General features: G+C 42.5%; 16 protein-coding genes. 7 read left to right on the top strand and 9 right to left on the bottom strand.

The annotated features are described in order from the left end of the window. The first annotated feature begins 68 nt into the window (after window positions 1-68). Together gcvP and BM359_RS06200 are read left to right on the top strand one after the other, a co-directional pair. Entirely contained in the window at window positions 69-2,957 is a 2,889-nt protein-coding gene (gcvP, locus tag BM359_RS06205; protein ID WP_054491220.1) for an aminomethyl-transferring glycine dehydrogenase, read from the top strand. Between the two features lie 91 nt (window positions 2,958-3,048). Next, window positions 3,049-3,360, top strand: a complete 312-nt coding sequence (locus BM359_RS06200; protein ID WP_327077526.1) for a tyrosine-type recombinase/integrase — start codon at window positions 3,049-3,051, stop codon at window positions 3,358-3,360. 389 nt (window positions 3,361-3,749) lie between these two features. Here the strand turns inward: BM359_RS06200 and BM359_RS06195 are convergent, their stop codons facing one another. The 6 genes from BM359_RS06195 to BM359_RS06165 form a co-directional block, all read right to left on the bottom strand. Continuing rightward, on the bottom strand, window positions 3,750-4,490 hold the full coding sequence (locus BM359_RS06195) for a toll/interleukin-1 receptor domain-containing protein (RefSeq protein ID WP_054491219.1): 741 nt from the start codon (window positions 4,488-4,490) through the stop codon (window positions 3,750-3,752). Window positions 4,491-4,788: 298 nt separating this feature from the next. After that, window positions 4,789-5,936, bottom strand: a protein-coding gene (locus BM359_RS06190; RefSeq protein ID WP_143441137.1) for an IS3 family transposase whose coding sequence is annotated in 2 segments (ribosomal slippage) — window positions 4,789-5,699 and window positions 5,699-5,936 — 1,149 coding nt in all. Because the reading frame shifts where the segments join, the coding sequence is not laid out codon by codon here. Window positions 5,937-5,968: 32 nt separating this feature from the next. After that, the gene (locus tag BM359_RS06180; protein ID WP_054490967.1) at window positions 5,969-6,628 is read right to left on the bottom strand and encodes a hypothetical protein; all 660 of its coding nucleotides are present in this window, start codon (window positions 6,626-6,628) and stop codon (window positions 5,969-5,971) included. A 461-nt stretch (window positions 6,629-7,089) separates the two neighbouring features. After that, the gene (locus tag BM359_RS06175; protein ID WP_054490965.1) at window positions 7,090-7,524 is read right to left on the bottom strand and encodes a hypothetical protein; all 435 of its coding nucleotides are present in this window, start codon (window positions 7,522-7,524) and stop codon (window positions 7,090-7,092) included. After that, on the bottom strand, window positions 7,517-11,506 hold the full coding sequence (locus BM359_RS06170) for an RHS repeat-associated core domain-containing protein (protein ID WP_054490963.1): 3,990 nt from the start codon (window positions 11,504-11,506) through the stop codon (window positions 7,517-7,519). Before BM359_RS06170 ends, BM359_RS06175 begins: the two co-directional genes overlap by 8 nt. Window positions 11,507-11,540: 34 nt before the next feature. After that, entirely contained in the window at window positions 11,541-12,017 is a 477-nt protein-coding gene (locus BM359_RS06165) for a hypothetical protein (RefSeq protein WP_143441136.1), read from the bottom strand. A gap of 823 nt (window positions 12,018-12,840) precedes the next feature. Here BM359_RS06165 and BM359_RS06160 point away from each other — a divergent pair. The 3 genes from BM359_RS06160 to BM359_RS06150 all read left to right on the top strand — a co-directional run bounded on the left by BM359_RS06160 (window position 12,841) and on the right by BM359_RS06150 (window position 15,926). Next, window positions 12,841-14,028, top strand: a complete 1,188-nt coding sequence (locus tag BM359_RS06160; RefSeq protein ID WP_054490959.1) for a M12 family metallopeptidase — start codon at window positions 12,841-12,843, stop codon at window positions 14,026-14,028. Window positions 14,029-14,043: 15 nt separating this feature from the next. Further along, a complete protein-coding gene (locus tag BM359_RS06155) occupies window positions 14,044-14,613 on the top strand; it encodes a DUF4377 domain-containing protein (protein ID WP_054490957.1) in 570 nt (189 codons plus the stop codon). Window positions 14,614-15,158: 545 nt separating this feature from the next. After that, window positions 15,159-15,926: a DNA/RNA non-specific endonuclease gene (locus BM359_RS06150; protein ID WP_054490955.1), complete on the top strand. Its 768-nt coding sequence runs from the start codon at window positions 15,159-15,161 to the stop codon at window positions 15,924-15,926. Window positions 15,927-16,483: 557 nt separating this feature from the next. Here the strand turns inward: BM359_RS06150 and BM359_RS06140 are convergent. The 3 genes from BM359_RS06140 to BM359_RS06130 all read right to left on the bottom strand — a co-directional run bounded on the left by BM359_RS06140 (window position 16,484) and on the right by BM359_RS06130 (window position 18,899). Then, entirely contained in the window at window positions 16,484-16,747 is a 264-nt protein-coding gene (locus tag BM359_RS06140; RefSeq protein WP_054490950.1) for a hypothetical protein, read from the bottom strand. Between the two features lie 399 nt (window positions 16,748-17,146). Further along, a complete protein-coding gene (locus BM359_RS06135) occupies window positions 17,147-17,368 on the bottom strand; it encodes a hypothetical protein (protein ID WP_054490948.1) in 222 nt (73 codons plus the stop codon). After that, on the bottom strand, window positions 17,358-18,899 hold the full coding sequence (locus tag BM359_RS06130) for an anti-phage dCTP deaminase (protein ID WP_054490946.1): 1,542 nt from the start codon (window positions 18,897-18,899) through the stop codon (window positions 17,358-17,360). Before BM359_RS06130 ends, BM359_RS06135 begins: the two co-directional genes overlap by 11 nt. 96 nt (window positions 18,900-18,995) lie before the next feature. Here BM359_RS06130 and BM359_RS06125 point away from each other — a divergent pair, with 96 nt between their 5' ends. Together BM359_RS06125 and BM359_RS06115 are read left to right on the top strand one after the other, a co-directional pair. Then, window positions 18,996-20,138, top strand: coding sequence for a three-Cys-motif partner protein TcmP (locus BM359_RS06125; RefSeq protein WP_054490944.1), 1,143 nt, complete (start codon window positions 18,996-18,998; stop codon window positions 20,136-20,138). Between the two features lie 452 nt (window positions 20,139-20,590). After that, window positions 20,591-21,346: a DUF5131 family protein gene (locus BM359_RS06115; protein ID WP_054490940.1), complete on the top strand. Its 756-nt coding sequence runs from the start codon at window positions 20,591-20,593 to the stop codon at window positions 21,344-21,346.

The raw sequence follows: 21,346 nt of genomic DNA, 5'->3' as shown, positions 1-21,346 counted from the left end.
GGGTTCATTGTTTTTTGTATCCGATAAGTTTTCGATAAATTTCCGATAAATGTACGAGGCTGAGTTAAATGAGCAGTACTACCCTGACGCAATTAGAGCACCACGATGAATTCATTAGCCGCCACATTGGCCCAAGCGCTGATGAACAAAAAGCCATGCTGGCTGAGCTGGGTGTAGATTCTTTAGAAGCATTAACCAAAGACACTGTGCCTGGTGCGATTCTGCGTGAACCGTTCCTGCAAACAGGGGAGCCGCAAACTGAACGCGAAGCTCTGGCTCGTCTTAAAAACATCGCGAAAAAGAACCAAATTTGTACCTCATACATTGGTATGGGCTACTACGACACCGTAGTGCCGAACGTTATTTTGCGTAACGTGCTTGAAAACCCGGGTTGGTATACAGCGTACACGCCGTACCAGCCGGAAATTGCTCAGGGCCGTTTAGAAGCACTGCTTAACTTCCAGCAAATGACTATGGATTTAACCGGCCTGGATTTAGCCAGCGCCTCACTGCTGGACGAAGCCACTGCCGCCGCCGAAGCTATGGCCATGGCGAAGCGGGTTTCTAAAAACAAAAAATCCAACGCGTTTTTCATTGCGGACAACGTTTACACGCAAACCATTGACGTGGTGAAAACCCGTGCCGAATACTTTGGTTTCGACATTATTGTCGGACCGGCGCGTGAAGCTTCTGATCACGACGTGTTTGGTGCGTTGTTGCAGTACCCGGACAAGCAAGGCCAGCTGCACAACATTGAACAGTTAATTGGTGAGTTGCAGGAGAAAAAGGCCATTGTCGCCGTTGCTTCTGACTTAATGAGCCTGTTAATGGTGAAGTCACCGGGCGAAATGGGCGCCGACATGGTGTTCGGTAACGCTCAGCGCTTTGGTGTGCCAATGGGCTATGGTGGTCCTCACGCGGCGTTCTTTGCTACCCGCGACAAATTTAAGCGTTCATTGCCGGGTCGTATTATCGGGGTTTCTAAAGACTCTCGTGGACGCCCTGCATTGCGTATGGCTATGCAGACCCGTGAGCAGCACATACGCCGCGAAAAAGCGAATTCGAACATTTGTACTGCGCAGGTTCTGCTGGCGAACATGGCGTCGTTTTACGCCGTGTACCATGGCCCGGAAGGCTTGCGTCGTATTGCCAACCGCATTCACCGTTTAACCGACATTGTCGCGCTAGGTATGCAGGACAAAGGCGTGAAGCTGGTGAACAGCCACTGGTTTGATACCTTAACCTTTGAAATGAAAGAAAACGCTGCAGACGTATTGTCGCGCAGTAAAGCGCTGGGTCTTAACCTACGCGTTGACGGCGAAGGCGTATTTGGTATTAGCCTGGACGAAGCCAAAACGCGTGACGACGTTGAAAACTTATTTGCTGCTTTGTTTGGCGACAACCACGGTTTAGACATTGACGTACTGGACAGCCGCGTTGCTGGCGGTGACGTAGAATCCATTCCTGCTGACTTAGTGCGCACCTCTCAGTATTTACAGCACCCGGTATTTAACGAGTATCACTCAGAAACCGAAATGCTGCGTTACATTAAAAAGCTGGAAAACAAAGATTTAGCCCTGAACCATTCGATGATTTCTCTGGGCTCGTGCACCATGAAGCTGAACGCCACCGCCGAGATGATTCCGGTGACCTGGCCTGAGTTTGGTCAGTTGCACCCGTTCTGCCCGGCAGAGCAGGCGCAAGGCTATTACGAGCTGGTTGAAACCTTGTCAGAATGGTTAATTGACGTAACCGGTTATGACGACATGTCTATGCAGCCGAACTCTGGTGCGCAGGGCGAGTACGCTGGTCTGCTGGCTATTCAGAAGTACCACGAAAGCCGCGGCGACGGGCATCGCAACATTTGCCTTATTCCAAGCTCTGCTCACGGTACCAACCCGGCTTCAGCTCAGATGATGAACATGAAAGTGGTAGTGGTTGACTGTGACAAGCACGGCAACGTGGATATGGACGACTTAAAAGCCAAAGCTGAAGAAGCGGGCGAGAACCTGTCGTGCATTATGGTGACTTATCCGTCTACGCACGGTGTTTACGAAGAAGGCATTAAAGACATTTGTGACCTGGTTCACAGCTACGGTGGTCAGGTTTACATGGATGGTGCCAACATGAACGCACAGGTTGGCGTAACCTCACCGGGTTACATTGGCTCTGACGTATCGCACCTGAACCTGCACAAAACCTTCTGTATTCCTCACGGTGGCGGTGGCCCTGGCATGGGTCCTATTGGCGTGAAGCAGCACCTGGCTGAATTCCTGCCAAATCACTCCATTGTGAATATCGACGGGCCTAAAGCAGGTAACGGCGCAGTTTCTGCTGCGCAGTTTGGTAGTGCGAGCATTCTGACCATTTCCTGGATGTACATTGCCATGATGGGCGGACGCGGCCTACGTGAAGCATCAGAAACCGCTATTTTGAACGCCAACTACCTGGCTGAGAAGCTAAGCAAGCACTTCAAAATCTTGTATCGTGGCCGCAACAACCGTGTCGCGCACGAATGCATTATCGACTTGCGCCCAATGAAAGACGCTGCCGGTATTGCCGAAATTGATGTGGCTAAACGCCTGCAAGACTACGGCTTCCACTCACCAACCATGAGCTTCCCGGTAGCGGGTACCATTATGGTTGAGCCGACCGAGTCTGAGTCTAAAGCTGAGCTTGACCGCTTTATTGAAGCCCTGGTCAGCATTAAAGCCGAAGCCGAGAAAGTCGCAGCTGGTGAATGGCCAAAAGACAACAACCCGCTGGTAAATGCGCCGCATACATTGGCTGACATTACCGACGCAGAGTGGGATCGCCCATACGATAGAAAAACGGCAACCTACCCGGTTGAAGCCGTTGGTTACGACAAGTTCTGGCCAACCGTAAACCGTATAGATGACGTATTTGGTGACCGTAACCTGATGTGCTCATGCCCTAGTATTGAAGAGTATCGGTAGGCCTTTTGATGTAGCCTGACGTTCACGTCAGGTGAGATGCTCGCTGAGATGAATATGGAGCCCGCTTTTTAGCGGGCTTTTTTATCCTTGCTTGAAGGACAGGCAAGCGAACCTATCAGAATCAGATTATTTATTTAGATCGAGAGTTACTGACGCGGAACATATCTCGACCCGCCAGTACGACCTGATATTTCATGGTTGGATCGAGAAGCTAGGATTGGACAGTTCGCTGTACAGCACTCATTCAATGCGAAGAACCAAGTCATATCTTATCTATAAGAAAACTAAGAATCTCAGAGTTATCCAACTTTTATTAGGCCACAAAAAGTTGGAAAGCACTGTACGCTACCTCGGAATTGAAGTGGATGACGCGCTTGATATTTCTGAGTCAATTGAGGTCTAACTGTTAGTGGGCTGCTACGGCAGCCCTGTGCCAGGAGCAGACGTTGATGCCGCATACGATGGCATTACAGATTTCCGCTCTTTAACCATGTCCGAATACAACCTTCACAGTTTGTTTGACCTAGGCCGAATCCTTTGCACTACCGCCATGCGCCTCTAGCGCATCAAAAGCTTTTATGGCTATATCTCTTGTCTGAGATTCCAATCTGCCATACCAAGACTGGATCTTAGTAACAGCTCTTTTAATCAGCGAGTTTCCATACTTTTCTTATGTGTTTACTATTTATCCCTATATTATATAAAGCTGCCTACACGGGCAATCAAAGCTTAGAGTATGCTGTCCAACGCAATCAATTCGTATCTTGCATTACACGAATGTGGTTGGCCTTGTTATGCATTTACCAGTTTATGTTGTATGGCATATTTTTTACCTTCAGGCAGCAAATAGATATCTCCGTCATTATCTACACCTATGTATCCTTTTTGGACGGCTTCGCCAATTATGATATCAAGCATAATGCGCGACATATCCACTGCATGGATTAAATTTTTGTATAACGTGTAATCATCCCCACTTTCAAAATCATTCACGATGTATTTCATCATTTCCCTTATCGGATCACCTGTTTTTTCAGGCGGTGTTTCACTAATTGGTATAAATGGACTATTTCCGATTTCTGGCTTTTCAAAGAGAGGTGCGCCATGAAATGTTCTAACTAGCTCATCAAAACTGAACTCGTAATCATCGTCTTTTGAAAAATTTACAAATAATTTTGTTTTTAGAAATGTTGGCACATTGTGCGTGCCGAATTGGCGTATTACAGGTACAATTTTGTTTGAGTCGATATTCGAAAGGAGATCGGCAGTAATTATCATTTTCTCGTAACCTACCCCGCCAGTTCCTGCATTGGCTTTCTCAACATATTTGTCAGTGCAAACCATGACTACATAATCTGATTTAGCTAGATGTTTTTCCATGAAATGCGGGAGATCGTCACCTGGGCGTAACTCCCACTGATCAATGATTGCATCTATGCCGCTACTTCTTAGCCGAGTTGCCAAATCTAGTACCCATTTTTTGTGCTGCTGCGAGTCGTGTGAGTACGATATAAATACCTTAGGAGTCGACATAACCTTCCTTTATCTCTCTATTCATTACATAACGCTAAGTTAACGGGCAGTAACGTGGCGGAATATTTATGAAGTGCAGCTACGTTACTGTTACAGTGGCCGGAGGAAAAGTGTTAAGCGGCTTGTTATACAAACTTTGCGCGTAGTTATTTCTTCCTTTTAAAAAGGCTTGTAATGCCCGCCCCACTGCCAACAGCGAGCGCAGAGCCTAAAATTATTTTTACAAGTTCAAATTGTTTAAGAAGCATCGCGGTCATTAAAAGAGCAAAAAGAGCTACAATGGACTTCCCAGCTTTTACTAGACAGTCTGTAGATTCTCAAAGTACGCCTTTTCAAAGTTAGCAGGTGATACCCCGCCTGTATGAGAATGACGCTTTTTGGGATTGTAAAACATCTCGATAAAATTAAATATCTCAGTCTTCGCTTCGTTCCTGCTCGGGTAAATCTTCTTCCGGATGACCCGCTTTTTAAATGTGGCAAAAAAGCTTTCAGCAACAGCGTTGTCGTGGCAGTTCCCACGTCGGCTCATCGATGGTATTAGGTTGTGCTCTTTCATGAATGTCAGGTAATCAGAGCTGCCATATTGGCTGCCCTGATCGCTGTGTACCAGAACTTTCTCTTTCGGGCGTCGCTGATAAACCGCCATCAGTAATGCTTTGATAACCAGGTGTTTATCCATATTTTTGTCCATTGACCAGCCGACAACGCGTCTGGAGAACAAGTCGATAACCGTTGCCACGTAAAGGAAGCCCTCGTAAGTGCGCACGTAGGTAATGTCGCTTACCCACGAAGTATTCGGCGCTTTCGGGTTAAACTGCCGTTCTAAGACATTGTCTGCCACCCGGCCAGGCTTACCGCCTTTGATATGCCGGCGCTTATAGCCGATTTGAGCTCTGAGTTTATTGAGACGCATGATCTTAGCAACACGATGGACACTGCATTTTTCACCAGCTTCACGTAAGTCTTTGTGGATCCAGGGGCTGCCGTAAGTGCCGCCACTGGCAATGAAGAACGCTTTGATGCGTTTTAAAAGTCTCGCGTCTTCTATGGCTCGATTGCTTAAAGGCTTCTTTAGCCAGGCATAGAAACCACTGCGGTTCAGTTTCAACACCCGGCACATGGCTGAAACAGAGAACTGATTTTGATGATCACGGATAAAGGCGTACTTTACTCGGACTCGCCTGCAAAGTACTTTGCGGCCTTTTTTAATATATCCCGTTCCTCCTTAACGCGTTTTAGCTCGGCCTCAAGCTTTGCTATGCGCAGTTGTTCATCGGAGGATTTATTGATTTTATTGTCCTGACCGTATTTAGCACGCCAGTCGTAAAGTGACTTGACGGAAATGCCCAGACGATCAGCGACGTCATAAACAGAGTGACCGCGCTCGGTGACCTGCTTGACGGCTTCAATCTTGAATTCTTCGGTATACCGTTTGCCTTTGCTCATAAACACCTCTAGTTTAAGTTACATTGTAACTGTTAAAAGTGTCTAGCAAAGTCTGGGAAGTCCATTACAAAGCTTTCATCGTTAACTAAAGGTTTAACCTCCCACACGGGCGACTCTTTAGAAGTTTCGCAAGATATTGGCAGGCCAATATGTCCTAACAACGCGACATCATCGCCTCCTGATTGCCCATCATCAATATCGACTCTATAAATGCCCTCTGGAGCACTTTCATAGGATACGAAGCGGGTAGGCTCCTGCGGCAAGAGAGAGGCTTTTACGTAAACAGAAGAGCCGGGGCCACCACCCGCACCAATACACTGTTCTGACTCAACGGTTAAAACATTCACTTGAAAGTCGACGTTATACGTCGTATCGGGCTTTAAATCTGAAAATTTTCTCTTTATATATCCTTTAATATCGTCTGAGTAATTGAACCAGCTAAACTCAACTCCCTTACGATACTCATAGGGTTCAGGAAGTTGAGACAGCGTTGAAATGATTTCATCATTTCTTTCATGCTCAACGGCATAGTCTGCAACACTAATCTCGAATTCCTGAGAATTTTCCGAAAAGTCGAACGATAAGTTAATAGATTGTTTGTCTGATGGCGGAGGTGGCGTGGAGCCGTCCCCCGAACCACAGGAAACAAGAAAAAGAATCGAAAAAAACAACGACCAAAGCTTATAATCCATTATCACCCCCTAAATTCAACTTCCTGTCTCTACTAGAACTCTAAAACTATTTTTAGTATGAATGTTTAACCATAGAAAAGTTGTCTTTTTGTAAAGGTGAAAGCTTATCTACTCGGTTAAATATTTTCATAAATGACTCTGCGTCTTAACAAATCCGCTGTAGCTCAGCTATTCAGACTGACTTTCTCTTGAAACTATTTACCTAATGGCTTGTAGAAAAAATGTTATTAACCTTTTACAGTAAAAGCAAGGGGGAAATATTATGAAGTTAGATCTAATCTATAGTCTGCCGATTAGCACTGCCTTAGTTCACTCCAATCTATGGCTATGAGGTGTCTAGCAAATCACAATAGCGATTTACTTTCCGCCACGCATGGCAATTGGTGGAATGATGAGTTTAAAGAATTAATAGGTGTGCTTCAAAACAAGTCCTCGCACGAGCAGGGCCTTAGACTAAGAAATCAAACCTTTTTATAAGGTAAAAAATCCGATTTTTCACAGCTTAAATCTTTAATGTAATTGTTTAGTAATCTTTTTTCTTTCTCGCTAAGTTGCTTGTAGGTATTTTTCGTTAAATCAAATAGGACATTATTGTTACCAGCTAACTCTTTTACTACTTTTCCTTCGCTATTGGTTTCTACTAAATAAAATACATAGTCAATATCTAACGACAAATCCTCACTTTCTTGGAAATCATCCTCTAAAATATTGATATGAACTTCAGGTATCGAAAATTTATGAACTGATATATGTAAAGAGTATGTTTTACGCAAACGCTCTATGGTCATTGGAAATGGGCTATGAGACCAAAATCCATTGTAAAATATTTCAATATTATTTGCCTTTACTGTCAGCGGTAGTACTAGCAAGAGTAGTGATAAAATAACTTTAGCCACAGATTTCTCCTCCTTTACCATCGGGTCTACAATTTGGAGCACTAACAGGTTGAGTTTCATAATTCATTTCATTATGAATAGCCCTCTGTCCTTCACCTGTTTCCGTATTTATTACATTTTCTTGCCTTATAGTTTCAGCACCTTCAATTCGACTATCCATATCCATGCCGTTTCTTTGGTTTTCAACATGAATCAGTTCATGTGCTAATCCTGTAGCTGGACTTTGAGTACCACCTTCAAAAATATAACCTGTTTTAGGATCAAACTGAATTTTAGCATTAGAGTTTTCTGTAGCAGTTGTCATTAGAGTTTGCTTTCCCAATGAAATTTCAATTGTGGGTGTTTTTAAACTCTCAGCGTTTCGAAATAAAGCAGCCGCCGCTGGAGATTTTTTAGTGAGATATCTCTTAGAGATATTGTATTGCTTTTTCGCATCTGCACTCATAAAGACTGTTTTTTCACCATTAGGATCAGTATTGTTTATTGGATCATTAACTACATAAGCATACAGGTTCATCTGATCTTCATAACCAATCGGATCAGTTTGTAAGAAGCGACCTAGCTTTGGATGATAAATCCGTGCTTTGTAGTAATATAACTCAGTCCCTGGGATCAATATCTGCCCAGTATAGCGGAACCTTGCGTTACTCCCATTCATAGGCTGTCCAAAAGGCCCGTATTGGTGTCTTGCTAAAATACTCCCTGAGGCGGTTGTCTCAGCGATTATTGTACCTCGTTCATCACGATGTAAATAACGCCGACTGGAAGTACCGGCTCCGTCATACCGGATAACCGGTTCATCGATACCTGAGCCATGGATATATCTACGCAGCAATGTACCGCTGCCATTATACTCAGCGACTAACTTGTCGCCATCGTACAGATATTCAATCTTACTGCCATTGTGATTCGTTGAATTTAAATGTCCCAGCGCATCGTACGTCAGATCGACGGTTGTTCCTGATTTGGTCGCTTTCTTAAGCCGATTCTGATTACTATATTGATAGCTCCACCCGTCATATGAGGTCATATTCCCGACTGTTGAATAAGTGAGTGACTTATTTATCCCGCCAGCAGTTACTTTAGTATACTGGTTGAGATTATTAACCGAATAGCTTTCTGTGCTTAGTGTTGGTATGGAAATCTGGTGTGCGTCATGAGTGACCGCTCTTGATGCTAATTGATTCGACGGTGTATAGCTAAAACTAATATCGGTTATCCCGCTATGGTTGTATTGCGTGACTCGATTCATGCGATCATACTTAATACTGGACGTTGCGCCCGCTGAGCGGTTTAATGTCTTAATACGACCTATCCGATCATAATCATAAGACAGAACGGTACTGCTTCCATTTTGCAGGATACTGACCAACTCCCCCCGGTGGTCATGGTTAAATGTTACATAAAACCCATCCGGAAACGTTAATCGTTTTCGTTCGTTAGCTTTAGTATATGCGTAGCTCAGAGCTCTGCCATTTGTTATCGACTTAGCCAGACGTCCTAAATTATCGTACTGGTATTCTATTAAACTCGGCCCCCTAGAAACCTCTGAACGCCGTCCCATTCCATCGTATTGATAGTAAACCGTCGATTCATTTGGAACAGTTAAACTGATGGGCTGGTCTTTCGAGTTATAAGTGTAGGTAAGAACAACACCATCTCGCTTTCTTAAAGTAAGAATGTTGTCATTTAAATCATACGTGTTTTGCTCATACGTGCTGTTTGGAAATATTGTACGTTGAAGACGGTCATGTCCGTCGAATGAATATGATGTTGTATTCCCATTTCCATCAGTAACAGATATCAAATTACCGTTTGCAGAGTAACTATTTACTCTTTCGATTGATTCAATAGGGGTTCCGACAGCAGTTGTCGTACTTATCGTTCTGGACAGGTTATCGTATGTAATTCGTTTTACTCTGTCAGGGCCAAAGATACCCTCAGTACCTAGATTGCAAGCCGAGCTCGGTAGCTGTGAAAATGCTCCGCTATTCATCCTAACCGCCTCACATATCACTCGCCCTCGCGAGTCATGACTATATTGCCAGACTTGCTTAGTCGTCGTTGGGGTCGCTAATTCCTTTCTAATGACGTTATTGTCGATATTTAAAAACTCCGTAACCGTCACATCCACTGTCAAATCCGTACTTGTTCTGGAAGAAATGGTCCCACGCTCGGTCACACGTTTTCGGTTACTAGAGGTAGGGTAACTAATCCTCTCTGCAGCAAAGTATCCCGCTGCATTTTTCTCATTTGATTGCCAGGTTTGTCGACCGGAATCATCGTAACCAAAATATTTAGCATCACCGGCCCCACTAAGAGGCCCATCCTCTATCAACAGCCGGCCCGCATCATCATACGTATAAGTGGTTTTCTGAGCAGGTGTTCCGTTACCATTTGTCTGCGTTTTTGTTTTGATAAGGGCCGTATTCTGCCAGTATGTATAATTTGTAACCTGAGCCTGCGCTCCGCCACACTGCCCGACTACACATACTGTCTGTTTTGTTAAACGATATATGCCATTAATTTGTGAATAAGCATTTATTGTTCTCCTGCGAAAGCCATTCGCATCGGAAGGCTCGGTTTTAGTGAGAAGGCCGCCATGAACCGATGAAAAAGTGTAGTCCGTTCTATTTCCATTAGCATCAACCGTGTAAATCGGCCGATAACAGGTCAGTTCTGTGCATGTACTTGGATAAACCGCACGCTCGACCTTATCTGGCAAGCTGAAACCTGGCTTAGCAATGCTTCGTTTACTCGTAATATTGCCATGGGAATCATAAGTAAATTTAACTTTATTTCCCTCAGGAAAGGTCACCGATTCCACTCGCTTATTGGTTGTGTACGTATAGCTTGTTTTATTTCCCTCGGAGTCTGTATCCGATTTGATTAATTGGCGTTTCTCTGCACCACCCCACACAAAATATTCGATTGTTCTTCGATAGCTCTCAGGGCCTGTTATAATAAGCTTCGAGAACTGCTTCCTTGGATCATAGCCAGAGCCGGAGGAGGCTGTATAGCTATATTGGTAATTCTGGCCGTCATGCGTGACTGAGGTTACAAAATTATTGTGGGATATCCCTGCATAACTCCTGGTGGCGCTCGATAAAGACAGTCTACTCTTCTTATCTGCAGGCCCTTTTAGTGTAAAGCTCCTTGCGAAATCACTGGCTCCAAGCGCATTACTGAATCCGGAAAATTGCCACTGAAGCCCCCCAAAGTCGGTGAACGTCCCCGTTGAGCTGTAGTTAACTTCAGCTAATATATTAGAAGGGTTGGATATTTTGGCAATGTGAGCTCTTTTCAGTTTACTCCATCCCCCCGCGCCGGTAGAAATATCGTTCGAGAAATAATTTAATATAAGCTGATAACCAACGTCGGATGTTACTTTTACAGGCCGATGGTAAGTAACACCTGACTGAGTAATTTTATCGTAATAGATCTGCAGGGACTCACCATCAGGGTAATTAATATTCGTAGCATAATAAGTTGCTTGTGCACTAATAGATGGATATGAATCGTCTGAATAATCAAAGTAAGACGATTTAGACGCATAGGTGACTCGGATACCAGTTTTTCCTTGTACATAACGGAAACTAGAACCTCCAACCCTACCCACAAAAGTCGATCCCGTATTACCTTGAGGTTGGCAGTCACTGGATTCACATTCAAAGTACTCGGATGTTTTCGCTCCAAATGTAAGGGAGAAGCTTTCTTTCCGTTGCGTTGTACGCGGATATAACTTACCGGTAACTTTACTATCAAACTGTTGCAAAGTATTTAATGTTAACCTTGGTGCGGCAGGGATGGAGAGCTCAGGCAAATTAGGATAAAAACGACCACTTAACAAATCGACGTTATTTATATCGGGCTCAATATCGAGTGGTTTAATGTTATATTGTTCGTCTTCTGCTTTCACAAAAGTTGTAAAAAGCACCGCCAATATGCCGAATAATGCTAGGCTCTTCCTTGAAGGTTTCATTCTTTTATCTCTTAATAATTATGTGTATGGTAACTTAAAACGGCATTATCACATCGCCCGCTTCGTGTCTTATGTAATCACTTTCCTGAACTGTTTCACTGCCATTAAAGCACGTTAAAAAAACTGCTCCTGAAGCATAGACTTCTATTGGCTTTGAACCAGAAGTGGGTAAGTTTTCGTAAGAGTTGACTTGGTTTTCAAATGTTATTTCACAATAATTGGCGCCTGTAGAAGCCCAGTTTCCAGTAGCATTTGTGCCATAGTCATAAGCAATATTTGGGACGTTGAACTCAGTAATCAGCAGCGGGGATCCCTCGGCTAAGCGCTCGTTTCCAACGGCTTTTCGGTTTCCACCACTGTCATATGAGTACTCAATAAACAAAGCACCTTTACCAACTTCTATCAGCCGCCCTTTGGCATCATATTGCAGTTCAACAGTGCTTTGAGCACATGTTAGGAAAGGAAGCCCACAGCTCACCAAAAATATCGTCAACGATCTGGAATAAATCAACTTAATAACTCCTAAAGTTCCTTGTTAGGATAGTCTATGCACTGAGCCCAGCTTGCACTAAAATCAAGAGGAGAAACGACACAGGCTCTATATCCTTGTGTACAATATAATGTTTTAATATTGTTATACTTGTTGATCTATTGAAAAGTCAAGATACTAGGCCAAACTATCCTTTGACGAAGAAGTCGCGCGGCTAAAAAAACGAGCTTTTTTGCGATAATCGGCAACGTTCTTGACCAAAGAGTTACTCTGAGATTTAGGGCGAGTAATTGAATCTGAGTCGTGTCGAACGTTTAATGCAACCAATAGCGCTCAGAGTTAGTCTCGTAAGAAAGGACGGCAAAAAAACGGCATTCCGGCGCCCCCCTGACCTTAAAAATATCAGGCGCGTGATTCCACAGCTTCAGAGCCTGAAAAGTGAATGGGTCAGATATAATCCTCCTCCAAGAGTAGCACCATGGCTAAATACCGAGAAATACCTTGCATAAAACAAAAATAGAAACCAGATGAGTAACTAGAGTACAACAATATTTGGTAATATTTTCTTACAATTATAAAACAAGTATAAGACCTCTTGAACTCAAGGGTGATACTAAACCTCATAAAGAGCTGCTTAGCGCAAAACTTTATCCAAAATAAATATATTGACTATTTATATCAATAGCTTATAGAAAATCCAGTGGCTTCAGGGCTAGTCCAAATCATAGATTTCAAGTCAATATGCCAATTAGTCACCTAAATACAAAAAGGTTGACTATCACGTTCTTAATTGTAAACCTAAATAAAGTAACAATTATTTAACTTAAATTTAGGATTATTATTTATGGGAAAACAACAAATAAAAGCAGGAATTTTTTTGTTGGCTGTTATTCCGCTATTCTCAGCAGCAAATACAGAGACTCTGCCCACCTCACAAACGGAAACCATAACCGCAAATATTGAATTACTAACTAATCAAGGTTCTGAGCAGAAGGAAGTTACCCTAACTGTTATCGGGAATCAGGCTTATTTCGAAGGCGATATATTTGTTGGATATGTCGACGAGTCCGGTCAGTTAGTAGATTCGCAACAGAATCTATCTAAAGATTCCGACGGCTTTGTTGGAACTCAGAGCGTTGTTGTCTCCAACTCTTCATTAAGATGGCCAAATGCTGTTGTTCCTTATACTATAAGTAGCTCATACTTTGATAATCCACAGCAGGTTCAGTCGGCCATCTCCCTGGCAATGGAACAAATCGAAGATAATTCGGGCATTAAGTTTGTTCCGCGAAGCGGGCACGTTAACTACGTTGATTTCGAACCTTCTTCAAATGGCCTATGCAGTTCAAAAGTAGGAATGCAAGGAGGAAGACAGGCCATCCGTCTTGCGGGTTACTGCCAGAGTACAGACGAAAGCCATGTCGGAACAATTATCCATGAAATCTTGCATGCTTTAGGCTTTTACCACATGCATACTCGAGCGGATCGTGATAACTACATTACTGTCAACTATTCAAACATAAAGCCTGATCATCACCATAATTTTGACAAGTATACTTTTAGCGACTCAAGTGTAGTTCACGTAGGAAATTACGATCTCCAATCTATAATGCATTACGGTAGATTCACTTATAACTCGTCTTTCGTTTATGACGTTAGCGAGCCTATGCTTACTGTGCATTCAGATCCTAATGCTACGACGGGTAACAATAATTTATCAAGCACTGATAAATCAGCTTTGCAAGAGATTTATGGTGCGCTAGAAGCTCCAACATTGAGTGGCGTTCCATCAATGTGCCGCGGACGAGCTCAACTTGATTGGAACTCAATAAGTGGTGCTGACGAGTATATCATCGAGCGCAGCTTAAGTGCTCCGGGATACTGGACGCAACTTAAGACCACGACAAGCACCTCAACAACAGTGAATCTGAGTACGTCTGGTAATCTACGGGTAAAAGCATGTACCACTAGTGGAGCATGTTCGCTTCCCTCAAATTCATTTTATGTTCATTACTATTCACCCTGCTTATAATAGGAGTACGATTGAATGAAATTTAAAACCCTATCACGTTCCTTGTCACTCGCACTTGTGACCGCATACTTGTTTGGCTGCGGCGGCTCAAGTGATTCTGATGATGGAACTGAATATACTGTCACAGTAGCATCTGAACCCGTGTATTACGGTTTAGGTATTCAATTTACCCCGCCAATAGCTGGACATGGAACGACTCAAAGTGGACAAGAAATTTTCACCACGACTATTGAAGGCTTTGAACATGAGTTCGGAACTTCTTATGAGTTACGTGTACTTGAGAAAAACGTTGACACTGGGGGGGAGGCCGATGGCAGTTCAGTATCAATTGAACTGGTCGAAGTAATAAGCTCGCAGGCCGACCCCGTTGGCACCAGTTACGTCTACAGCGAAGTAGAACTTAGCGGAAACCCTTTTACTGATAAAGAAGAGGGAGTTTATGGCTTTTATCAATATGAATTCCTCTGCGCTGAAAACGCAGATTGCGACGCCTTGGTAGACATTGCCGATAGTGGTGGTCTTGTTGAAGTCGAGTTCGAATACACCGGTGGTGATGTACCTGTTACTTTAGTTCGATGGAATTAGTGACACCGTGTGAAGCTATCTTAGATCTAAAGCACTAGATTTTTTTACTCTCTAATGGGCGGCGGGGGTATATAGCCTTCCCGCTTATTTATACTATTGCTTGTACATTACCTCGACATAGTGAACCGCCTCTGGTTTGCTAGACACCTCAATTTCTGACTGTTATTTGAGTATCAGAGGGGAAGTTAAGAGCAATTAAGTTTGGCGAATAAAAAAGGCCGCCAAAAGCGACCTTCTTTAGCTAAAGTAGGTGATAAATCTACGTTAGCAATGTAGTACAAGACCGAAAGTAGAAATTAGTATGACAAAAACATTCGCAGCGCACAACTATTGCCTCGGTCACCTGTCATTACTTCGTATTTGGTTTCGAACTTGAATGATTGAAAAGGTAGCAAGTAGTTTAACGGCATCCCTAATGTTCGGTATGCCTGCTTTATTGTGATTTACCGGTATCTGGCAGAACAGTGACAATTAAAACTGTAATAAATTGCATGTACATTTACTTTCGCAGTACTCGTTAAACAACCAATAAACTAGGATCTACTATGAATTCACTACGCGTATCTGCGACGCTTTTGCTGTTCGTTGCTAGCTTTTCTACTTTCGCCCAAAACTGCGTTTACGGTTGCCCTACCGGAGCTTCCGGTCAAATCATTGAACGACCAATTTACACTCTTCAGAATAATGCCAATACGAAGTTTACCAATTGGGTGGCATACAAAGTAACCGACCAAACAATTGATGGCCCCTCACGCAGCCGCTACTGGCGAAAAGACCCAGATATACCATCAAGCCAAACATTAGAGCCAGACGATTACACTGGAGCCCATGCGACAATCGGCACCGACCGAGGCCACCAGGTACCACTGGCTTCGTTTAGTAATACATCTCATTGGTCAACAACCAATTACTTATCAAATATCACTCCTCAGGCTTCGGGACTTAATCAAGGACCCTGGGCACGTCTCGAAAATGCAGTTCGCGTTTTAGCTCGCACCGGGCAGGACGTTTATGTCGTTACCGGTCCTTTGCATGAATGGCACTTCGCATCATTACCGGGGACGACTAAACAGCACTCGATACCATCTGGTTATTTTAAAGTTATTATCACTGATAATAATGGGTGGGTGGAATCGTCAGCGTATATATTCAGTCAGAATACGGCTCGCGGCGCTGATTTTTGTAGCTATGAAGTGACTGGTTTCACAGTGGAATATCGCTCGGGCTTGGACATCATGCCAAGCTTACCTAGCTATAAAGAGGGGGCTGTTCTTGGACAAACTGGCGGACTCACCTCAGAGCTGGGCTGTTAACTTAAATGATTAGACGGGGAGCCAAAAAGATATGGCTCCTCTGTCTTTTGTATGGTTCGATGGAGCACTGTATTTTTTCTAGTTGCCGTTACATGCGCACCCAGGACCTTTAGTACATGTCTTGCTTTTAGCTATACAGGAATCGCCACACGCTTTTCCTTTCCTACAGACTTTACAACACTTTTTGGCTTCACTTAGTAAAGTATCTACAGATGCCCCACCGTCAGGAGAAACGCAGTCTACCTGGTCTGCTATAGTAATTGAGCTTTCTATATCGGAGACGTTTTTGGCTCCACCCTGGCTATCACTGGCTTCAGCAAAATTCAAATTTAATAAAAGCATTAACGAGACAAGTAGGTATTTCATGAAGCTTTATCCTTAATAGCTGCCCGCCTATTGGCGAGATAAGTATTAGCCTCCCTTTCCATTAGCGCAAGTTTTTACGTTACTGTCTTAATATTTCAGCTTCTGTTGTGGCTCGTTCTACCCAAAGCAGTTCAATTTTTAACACGGTTTGCTAGTTAAGCATTCAGCTAGGCTAGTTGGATTCCCAATCGTTAGCTATTCAAGCCATGAAAAGTCCGCAAGCTCTTGATTCTATCAAGCAGTTCTTTAAAGCATGTCTCGCATAAGTCAAAATGAAAGGAGTCGCCATCCTGGTTTGAACAGTAGCCATAGGAGGCATGTAATACGCCAAACTCATTAAAGTCGTTAAGGTTTTCGTTATGCTCTTTTTGAAACTGAGGAACGACACTAGCTCCACAAGCATCACAGTAAATATCAGTAATAACGTTTACAGATTGGTTGGTTGTTTTTTTCATAGGTGCTTACCTTAACGGCATATAGGCCAACTAAATTTGGCCACTAACTAGATGTATCGTCGGTTGTCCTTAAATCGCCTTCCTATTCTCAAATAGTAGCCAGAAATTATCTATGATTCTCGGTCCACTCCAGAATTATCATTTCTCAATTGGAGCCACCAAAATTCCCTGATAGTTATGCTACAAGGCGCAGCGTGTTTTCTTAAAAAATAGTTATAAATTAGTTTTTCGCATAAATAGGGAAACTTGCGGTTAGCGCACTGTGTTGCAATACTATTAGGCGCAAGTATGAAGCGATACTAACTGTGGTGAATTCCAATCAGTATAGTAAAAAGCCACCAAATTTCGGTTTGGTGGCTTTCCTTATCTTATGAGGCCTAGAAAAATAAGCGAGTATCTTTACAGATTAAAGTATGCAGTCACGTTTCTTAGAACTTGCTCTCTAAACACAGCCATCTCTCTATTTTCTTTCTTTGCAGCTACTGAGAGGAAATCGATAACATTGCTTTCGGCTACTTCACTGCCAATCACCGGTTGCTTAAAAGGGGGCTGAACGTTTACCTCTAAGGGTAAACTTAGCTGCTGATATGATGAGCTTCTTTGTGTGTTTTTATCCATCATTATCTTGCTCCAATCGCGCGACTTCTAGCTCTTCGTGCATAGTATAGTCATCTAGAGAAACTCTAACAACAGGTTTAGAGTTTTTCTTATCAAAAGGTTCGATCTTTCCATTTTCTTTACGGCCCTTCTCAACCCTAAATAACTTTAGTATATTTTTAGGTGCTACCCCCATGTACTGAAGAAACTTAACCTTATCCGAGCTTTCAGATGAATCAATAGAGTCTGAGTGTAGATCTTGTGCCAAGCTTTTAGGGTATGGCTCTATAAAAAACACCTTTGTTATTCCACTCGCTACAATATGTCTAGCACATGAATGGCATGGGTAAGTTGTACAGTATAATGTAGCGCCTAATAACCCTGGTTTATTTGTCCGCGCTATAGATATTATGGCATCCATTTCTGCATGAACCGCTCTTGAGTACTCAATTAGTGACTTAACATCAGTAGACTTTACAGCTTCGATCACTCCTGCTTCTGAAGAGTTTTCTTTCAAGAGGTTATTACTTTTAAGTTGGGCGAAAATATCTTGGTAAAGTTTATCCTTTCGTGCGTCATTATGACATTGCCCATTTTTCCAAGCGTAACACCTAGAGTCGGTTGTAGGTGCGTTTGGTTCGTTAGCCTCATATAATCCACCATTTGTTTTGGGTACATCATTCCTTCCTAAGCCGATTAGATTGCCTGTTTCGTCTACAACTGCCGCACCCACCTGCCTAGATAAACACGCTGAACGACATGCTTCTGCATAAGCAGAGTACATTGAGGACTCATCTTTAGTCGGAGTTCTTTGAGGAGAGCCGAACATAACTTCCAAAAAGCGCTGGATATCTCTTTCTAGTCTTTCTTTGCTTTGGCTGTCATTTCTGATAAAAAAGTCAGATTGGTGGAATACATCCTTAACTTTTTGGCCATGCTGTTCATTTTCGGAATAGTCACGATTGATAATGTTAGTGGCATCAACCTCAGAAACTGACTGATCTTTTAGGCGTTCCTTGCGAACTTGCAATGGGGCAAATACTCCGAACAACCAAAAGACATCTCCATAGGTTTGTTTAAGTATTTTCAGCTCTTCAGGATGTTTTATTGAGTCAATGATGTGAACCCAGCGCTTCTGTTTAGCTATTTTTTTCGCGCCCCCATCACCCGGCTGCTGAAAACCGTCATTGTCGTTACGATTTTTGGCTATGGCAGAGACGATTCTGCTTGCGAGGTAACCATTTCCAAACCTTTTTCTTAAACCATCTCCAGCGGTCTGATGTTTATCAATTCGGTTTGCAAAACTAATTTGCTCTCCTATATCAATATCAACTTTCTCAGCATCTTGTTTAATGACATCACTCAGCTTGTACCTAAAAACTTTGTAATCGAACTCAGAACCGAGTAAATCCTGAATTAAGTCTGCGGTTGCTGTGGATCCAGATGCTATTGGCCCAACTAGTGCTATAACTAATTCTTCTGATAAACGATCTTCATATTTGGGGACTTTGCTTTTGTATTCCTCTGGGCTCGTGACTTCCAGTGTCTGTTGCATTTAATACTCTCCGCTTTCCAATTAAACAAAAGTTGATATAGCATAACGTTATCTATATGTTATGGCATTATTTGATTCATCATTCAAGGTACTTAAATGGCACATAAGCGAAACCTATGGGAACTCGATTCCCATACCAAAGGAAAACACCTTGTGCTGAAACAGTATTTGGATGCGTGGCTGCCTATTGTAGGGACAGTTAGCGATAATTTAGTAATAATTGATGGCTTTTCAGGACCTGGAGAGTATAAGAACGGAGATGATGGTTCTCCACAGATTATGCTTAAGGCCTTTCAGGAGCATTATTACAAGGATCTTATCCTTGGAAAAGTTACTTATCACTTTGTTGAGAAACACGCAGGCCGTTTTGAGCATTTAGTGAAAATCCTGGATACTAAGTATAGTAACCTTCCCAAGAATCTAACCTATGAACTTCACAATAAGCCTTTCAATGAAGAGTTATGTACCCATTTATTGAAAGATTATGATAATTGCGTGACGAAGAAATCGTGCTTTATCATGATTGATCCGTTTGGGGTTTCGGATATTCCAATGCGTATGATTAGTAGGCTGATGACACGTCCAAAAACTGAAGTATTTATATCGGTCATGTACGAGCACTTAAACAGGTTTAAAAAACAAAAAGAATTTGAACCACATTTAACGGCTCTTTTTGGAACAGATGAGTGGAAAAAATCCATTGATATCGAGGAAGCTCATGATAGAAAGCGCTTCTTAATGCGGTTATATAGGGAACAACTGAAGCTTAACGGGGCATCCGAGGTTATTCATTTTGATTTATATCGAGGTAATAAACTCATTTATACAATATTCTTTGCGAGTACTCATTGGAAAGGAGCCGATAAAATGAAGTCAGCGATTTGGAAAGCAATTCCAGATGGTTCCTTTAAGTATATTGGTGGGGATGGAGGGTTGTTGGCCAATGGTTACAAAAAAAATTATGACCCATTGATAGAGCAGATACAGAAACATTTTAATAAGCAAGTCCTTACTACCGCTGAGATTATAGAATATATAGGTTCGGATAAAACAGGTTTCCCGACAGACGGAGTTAAAAAAAACGTATTAAGAAGAATGGAGGAAGAGGGTAATATAGAACCAATAAATGATAAAAGGGCACGGAAATTTTCTTATCCAGATGACTTCAGTTTTCGAGTTCTAGTAAGAGACTCGTCGGATCTAGTTGATCCCTTAACTCAAAATATTTCATTATTTTAAGAGCTAGGGGGGTAATTGTAAGAGTGTATTGCTAAGTTGTGAATATTTTTTAAAGCGCCGGCTAATGCTTTAGCGTGACTATCAGAACCATCCCATATTTCTGAAATAGCCTTTAATACTGGTTCACATTCTGACGGATTACGGTGTTTCTTTAGGGGAACACTATACTTCTCCGCTGCCTCCTTTATGGCCCGACCAGGTCTTTGCCAATCTTCATTTGCCAGCCTAAATAGAGTCGATGCACTAATGCCCATTTTTGCAGATAACTTTTGGTAACTTCCTAGCTCGTTGACGTCTTTTCGGACTATGTTACCTAACTTTTTTTTTGCACCTGTCATTTCAATATTTTATTTTTATTTGGAATATGAAATGTTATCATATCAGTATTGAATGTAGTTCGACAAGGGTTGAGTTAGACTGGTAAGTTAAGCTTTAAAAGTATTGGAGATCCCATGAGTACTAAAAGCAAAATTGAATGGACCGAACAAACTTGGAATCCTATGGTTGGATGCTCAAAAGTATCTTCCGGATGTAAGTACTGTTACGCCGAGGTAATGGCTCAGCGTCTTCAAGCAATGGGGACTGCGGGCTATGAGAATGGCTTTAAATTAAGTTTGTTACCTGAAAGACTTGAGCAACCAATAAAGCGAAAGAAACCGACAAAATATTTTGTTAATTCAATGAGTGATTTATTTCATGAAGAGGTTCCTTTTTCATATATAGACCAAGTTTTTGACGTTATGGAACGGACACCTCAGCACATATATCAAATTCTGACTAAACGAGCAGATAGAATGGCTGAATATTTTGCAAATAAAGCAGCTCCGAGAAACGCATGGATGGGGGTTACCGTAGAAAATAAAAAACAAGGTTTAAGAAGAATAGATCGATTACGCTCCATAGATGCAACAATTAGGTTTTTATCGGTAGAGCCTCTTCTTGAAGATTTGGGTGAAGTTGACTTTAGCGATATCCATTGGGTCATAGTGGGCGGAGAATCGGGTCCAAGCGCACGTGAAATGAAACCTGAATGGGCTGAAAACATAAGAATTCAATGTGATGAGCAAGACGTGGCTTTTTTCTTTAAGCAATGGGGCGGCTGGGGAGCAGATGGTAAAAAACGTTCAAAAAAAGCAAATGGTAGGCTGTTGAATGGTAAAACATGGGATGATATGCCTAAAATAGATGCTGTGGTGTCATATTCATAA

The sequence above is a fragment of the Idiomarina abyssalis genome, from assembly GCF_900116625.1.
GTDB classification, from domain to species: domain Bacteria; phylum Pseudomonadota; class Gammaproteobacteria; order Enterobacterales; family Alteromonadaceae; genus Idiomarina; species Idiomarina abyssalis.
This window is presented reverse-complemented; position numbering and strand designations above follow the sequence as displayed.

Bases quoted from the DNA above. Each gene is read 5' to 3' on its own strand.
- gcvP (WP_054491220.1), top strand. From the start codon at position 69: ATGAGCAGTACTACCCTGACGCAATTAGAGCACCACGATGAATTCATT.
- BM359_RS06195 (WP_054491219.1), bottom strand. From the start codon at position 4,490: ATGTCGACTCCTAAGGTATTTATATCGTACTCACACGACTCGCAGCAG.
- BM359_RS06180 (WP_054490967.1), bottom strand. From the start codon at position 6,628: ATGGATTATAAGCTTTGGTCGTTGTTTTTTTCGATTCTTTTTCTTGTT.
- BM359_RS06170 (WP_054490963.1), bottom strand. From the start codon at position 11,506: ATGAAACCTTCAAGGAAGAGCCTAGCATTATTCGGCATATTGGCGGTG.
- BM359_RS06160 (WP_054490959.1), top strand. From the start codon at position 12,841: ATGGGAAAACAACAAATAAAAGCAGGAATTTTTTTGTTGGCTGTTATT.
- BM359_RS06155 (WP_054490957.1), top strand. From the start codon at position 14,044: ATGAAATTTAAAACCCTATCACGTTCCTTGTCACTCGCACTTGTGACC.
- BM359_RS06150 (WP_054490955.1), top strand. From the start codon at position 15,159: ATGAATTCACTACGCGTATCTGCGACGCTTTTGCTGTTCGTTGCTAGC.
- BM359_RS06140 (WP_054490950.1), bottom strand. From the start codon at position 16,747: ATGAAAAAAACAACCAACCAATCTGTAAACGTTATTACTGATATTTAC.
- BM359_RS06135 (WP_054490948.1), bottom strand. From the start codon at position 17,368: ATGATGGATAAAAACACACAAAGAAGCTCATCATATCAGCAGCTAAGT.
- BM359_RS06130 (WP_054490946.1), bottom strand. From the start codon at position 18,899: ATGCAACAGACACTGGAAGTCACGAGCCCAGAGGAATACAAAAGCAAA.
- BM359_RS06125 (WP_054490944.1), top strand. From the start codon at position 18,996: ATGGCACATAAGCGAAACCTATGGGAACTCGATTCCCATACCAAAGGA.
- BM359_RS06115 (WP_054490940.1), top strand. From the start codon at position 20,591: ATGAGTACTAAAAGCAAAATTGAATGGACCGAACAAACTTGGAATCCT.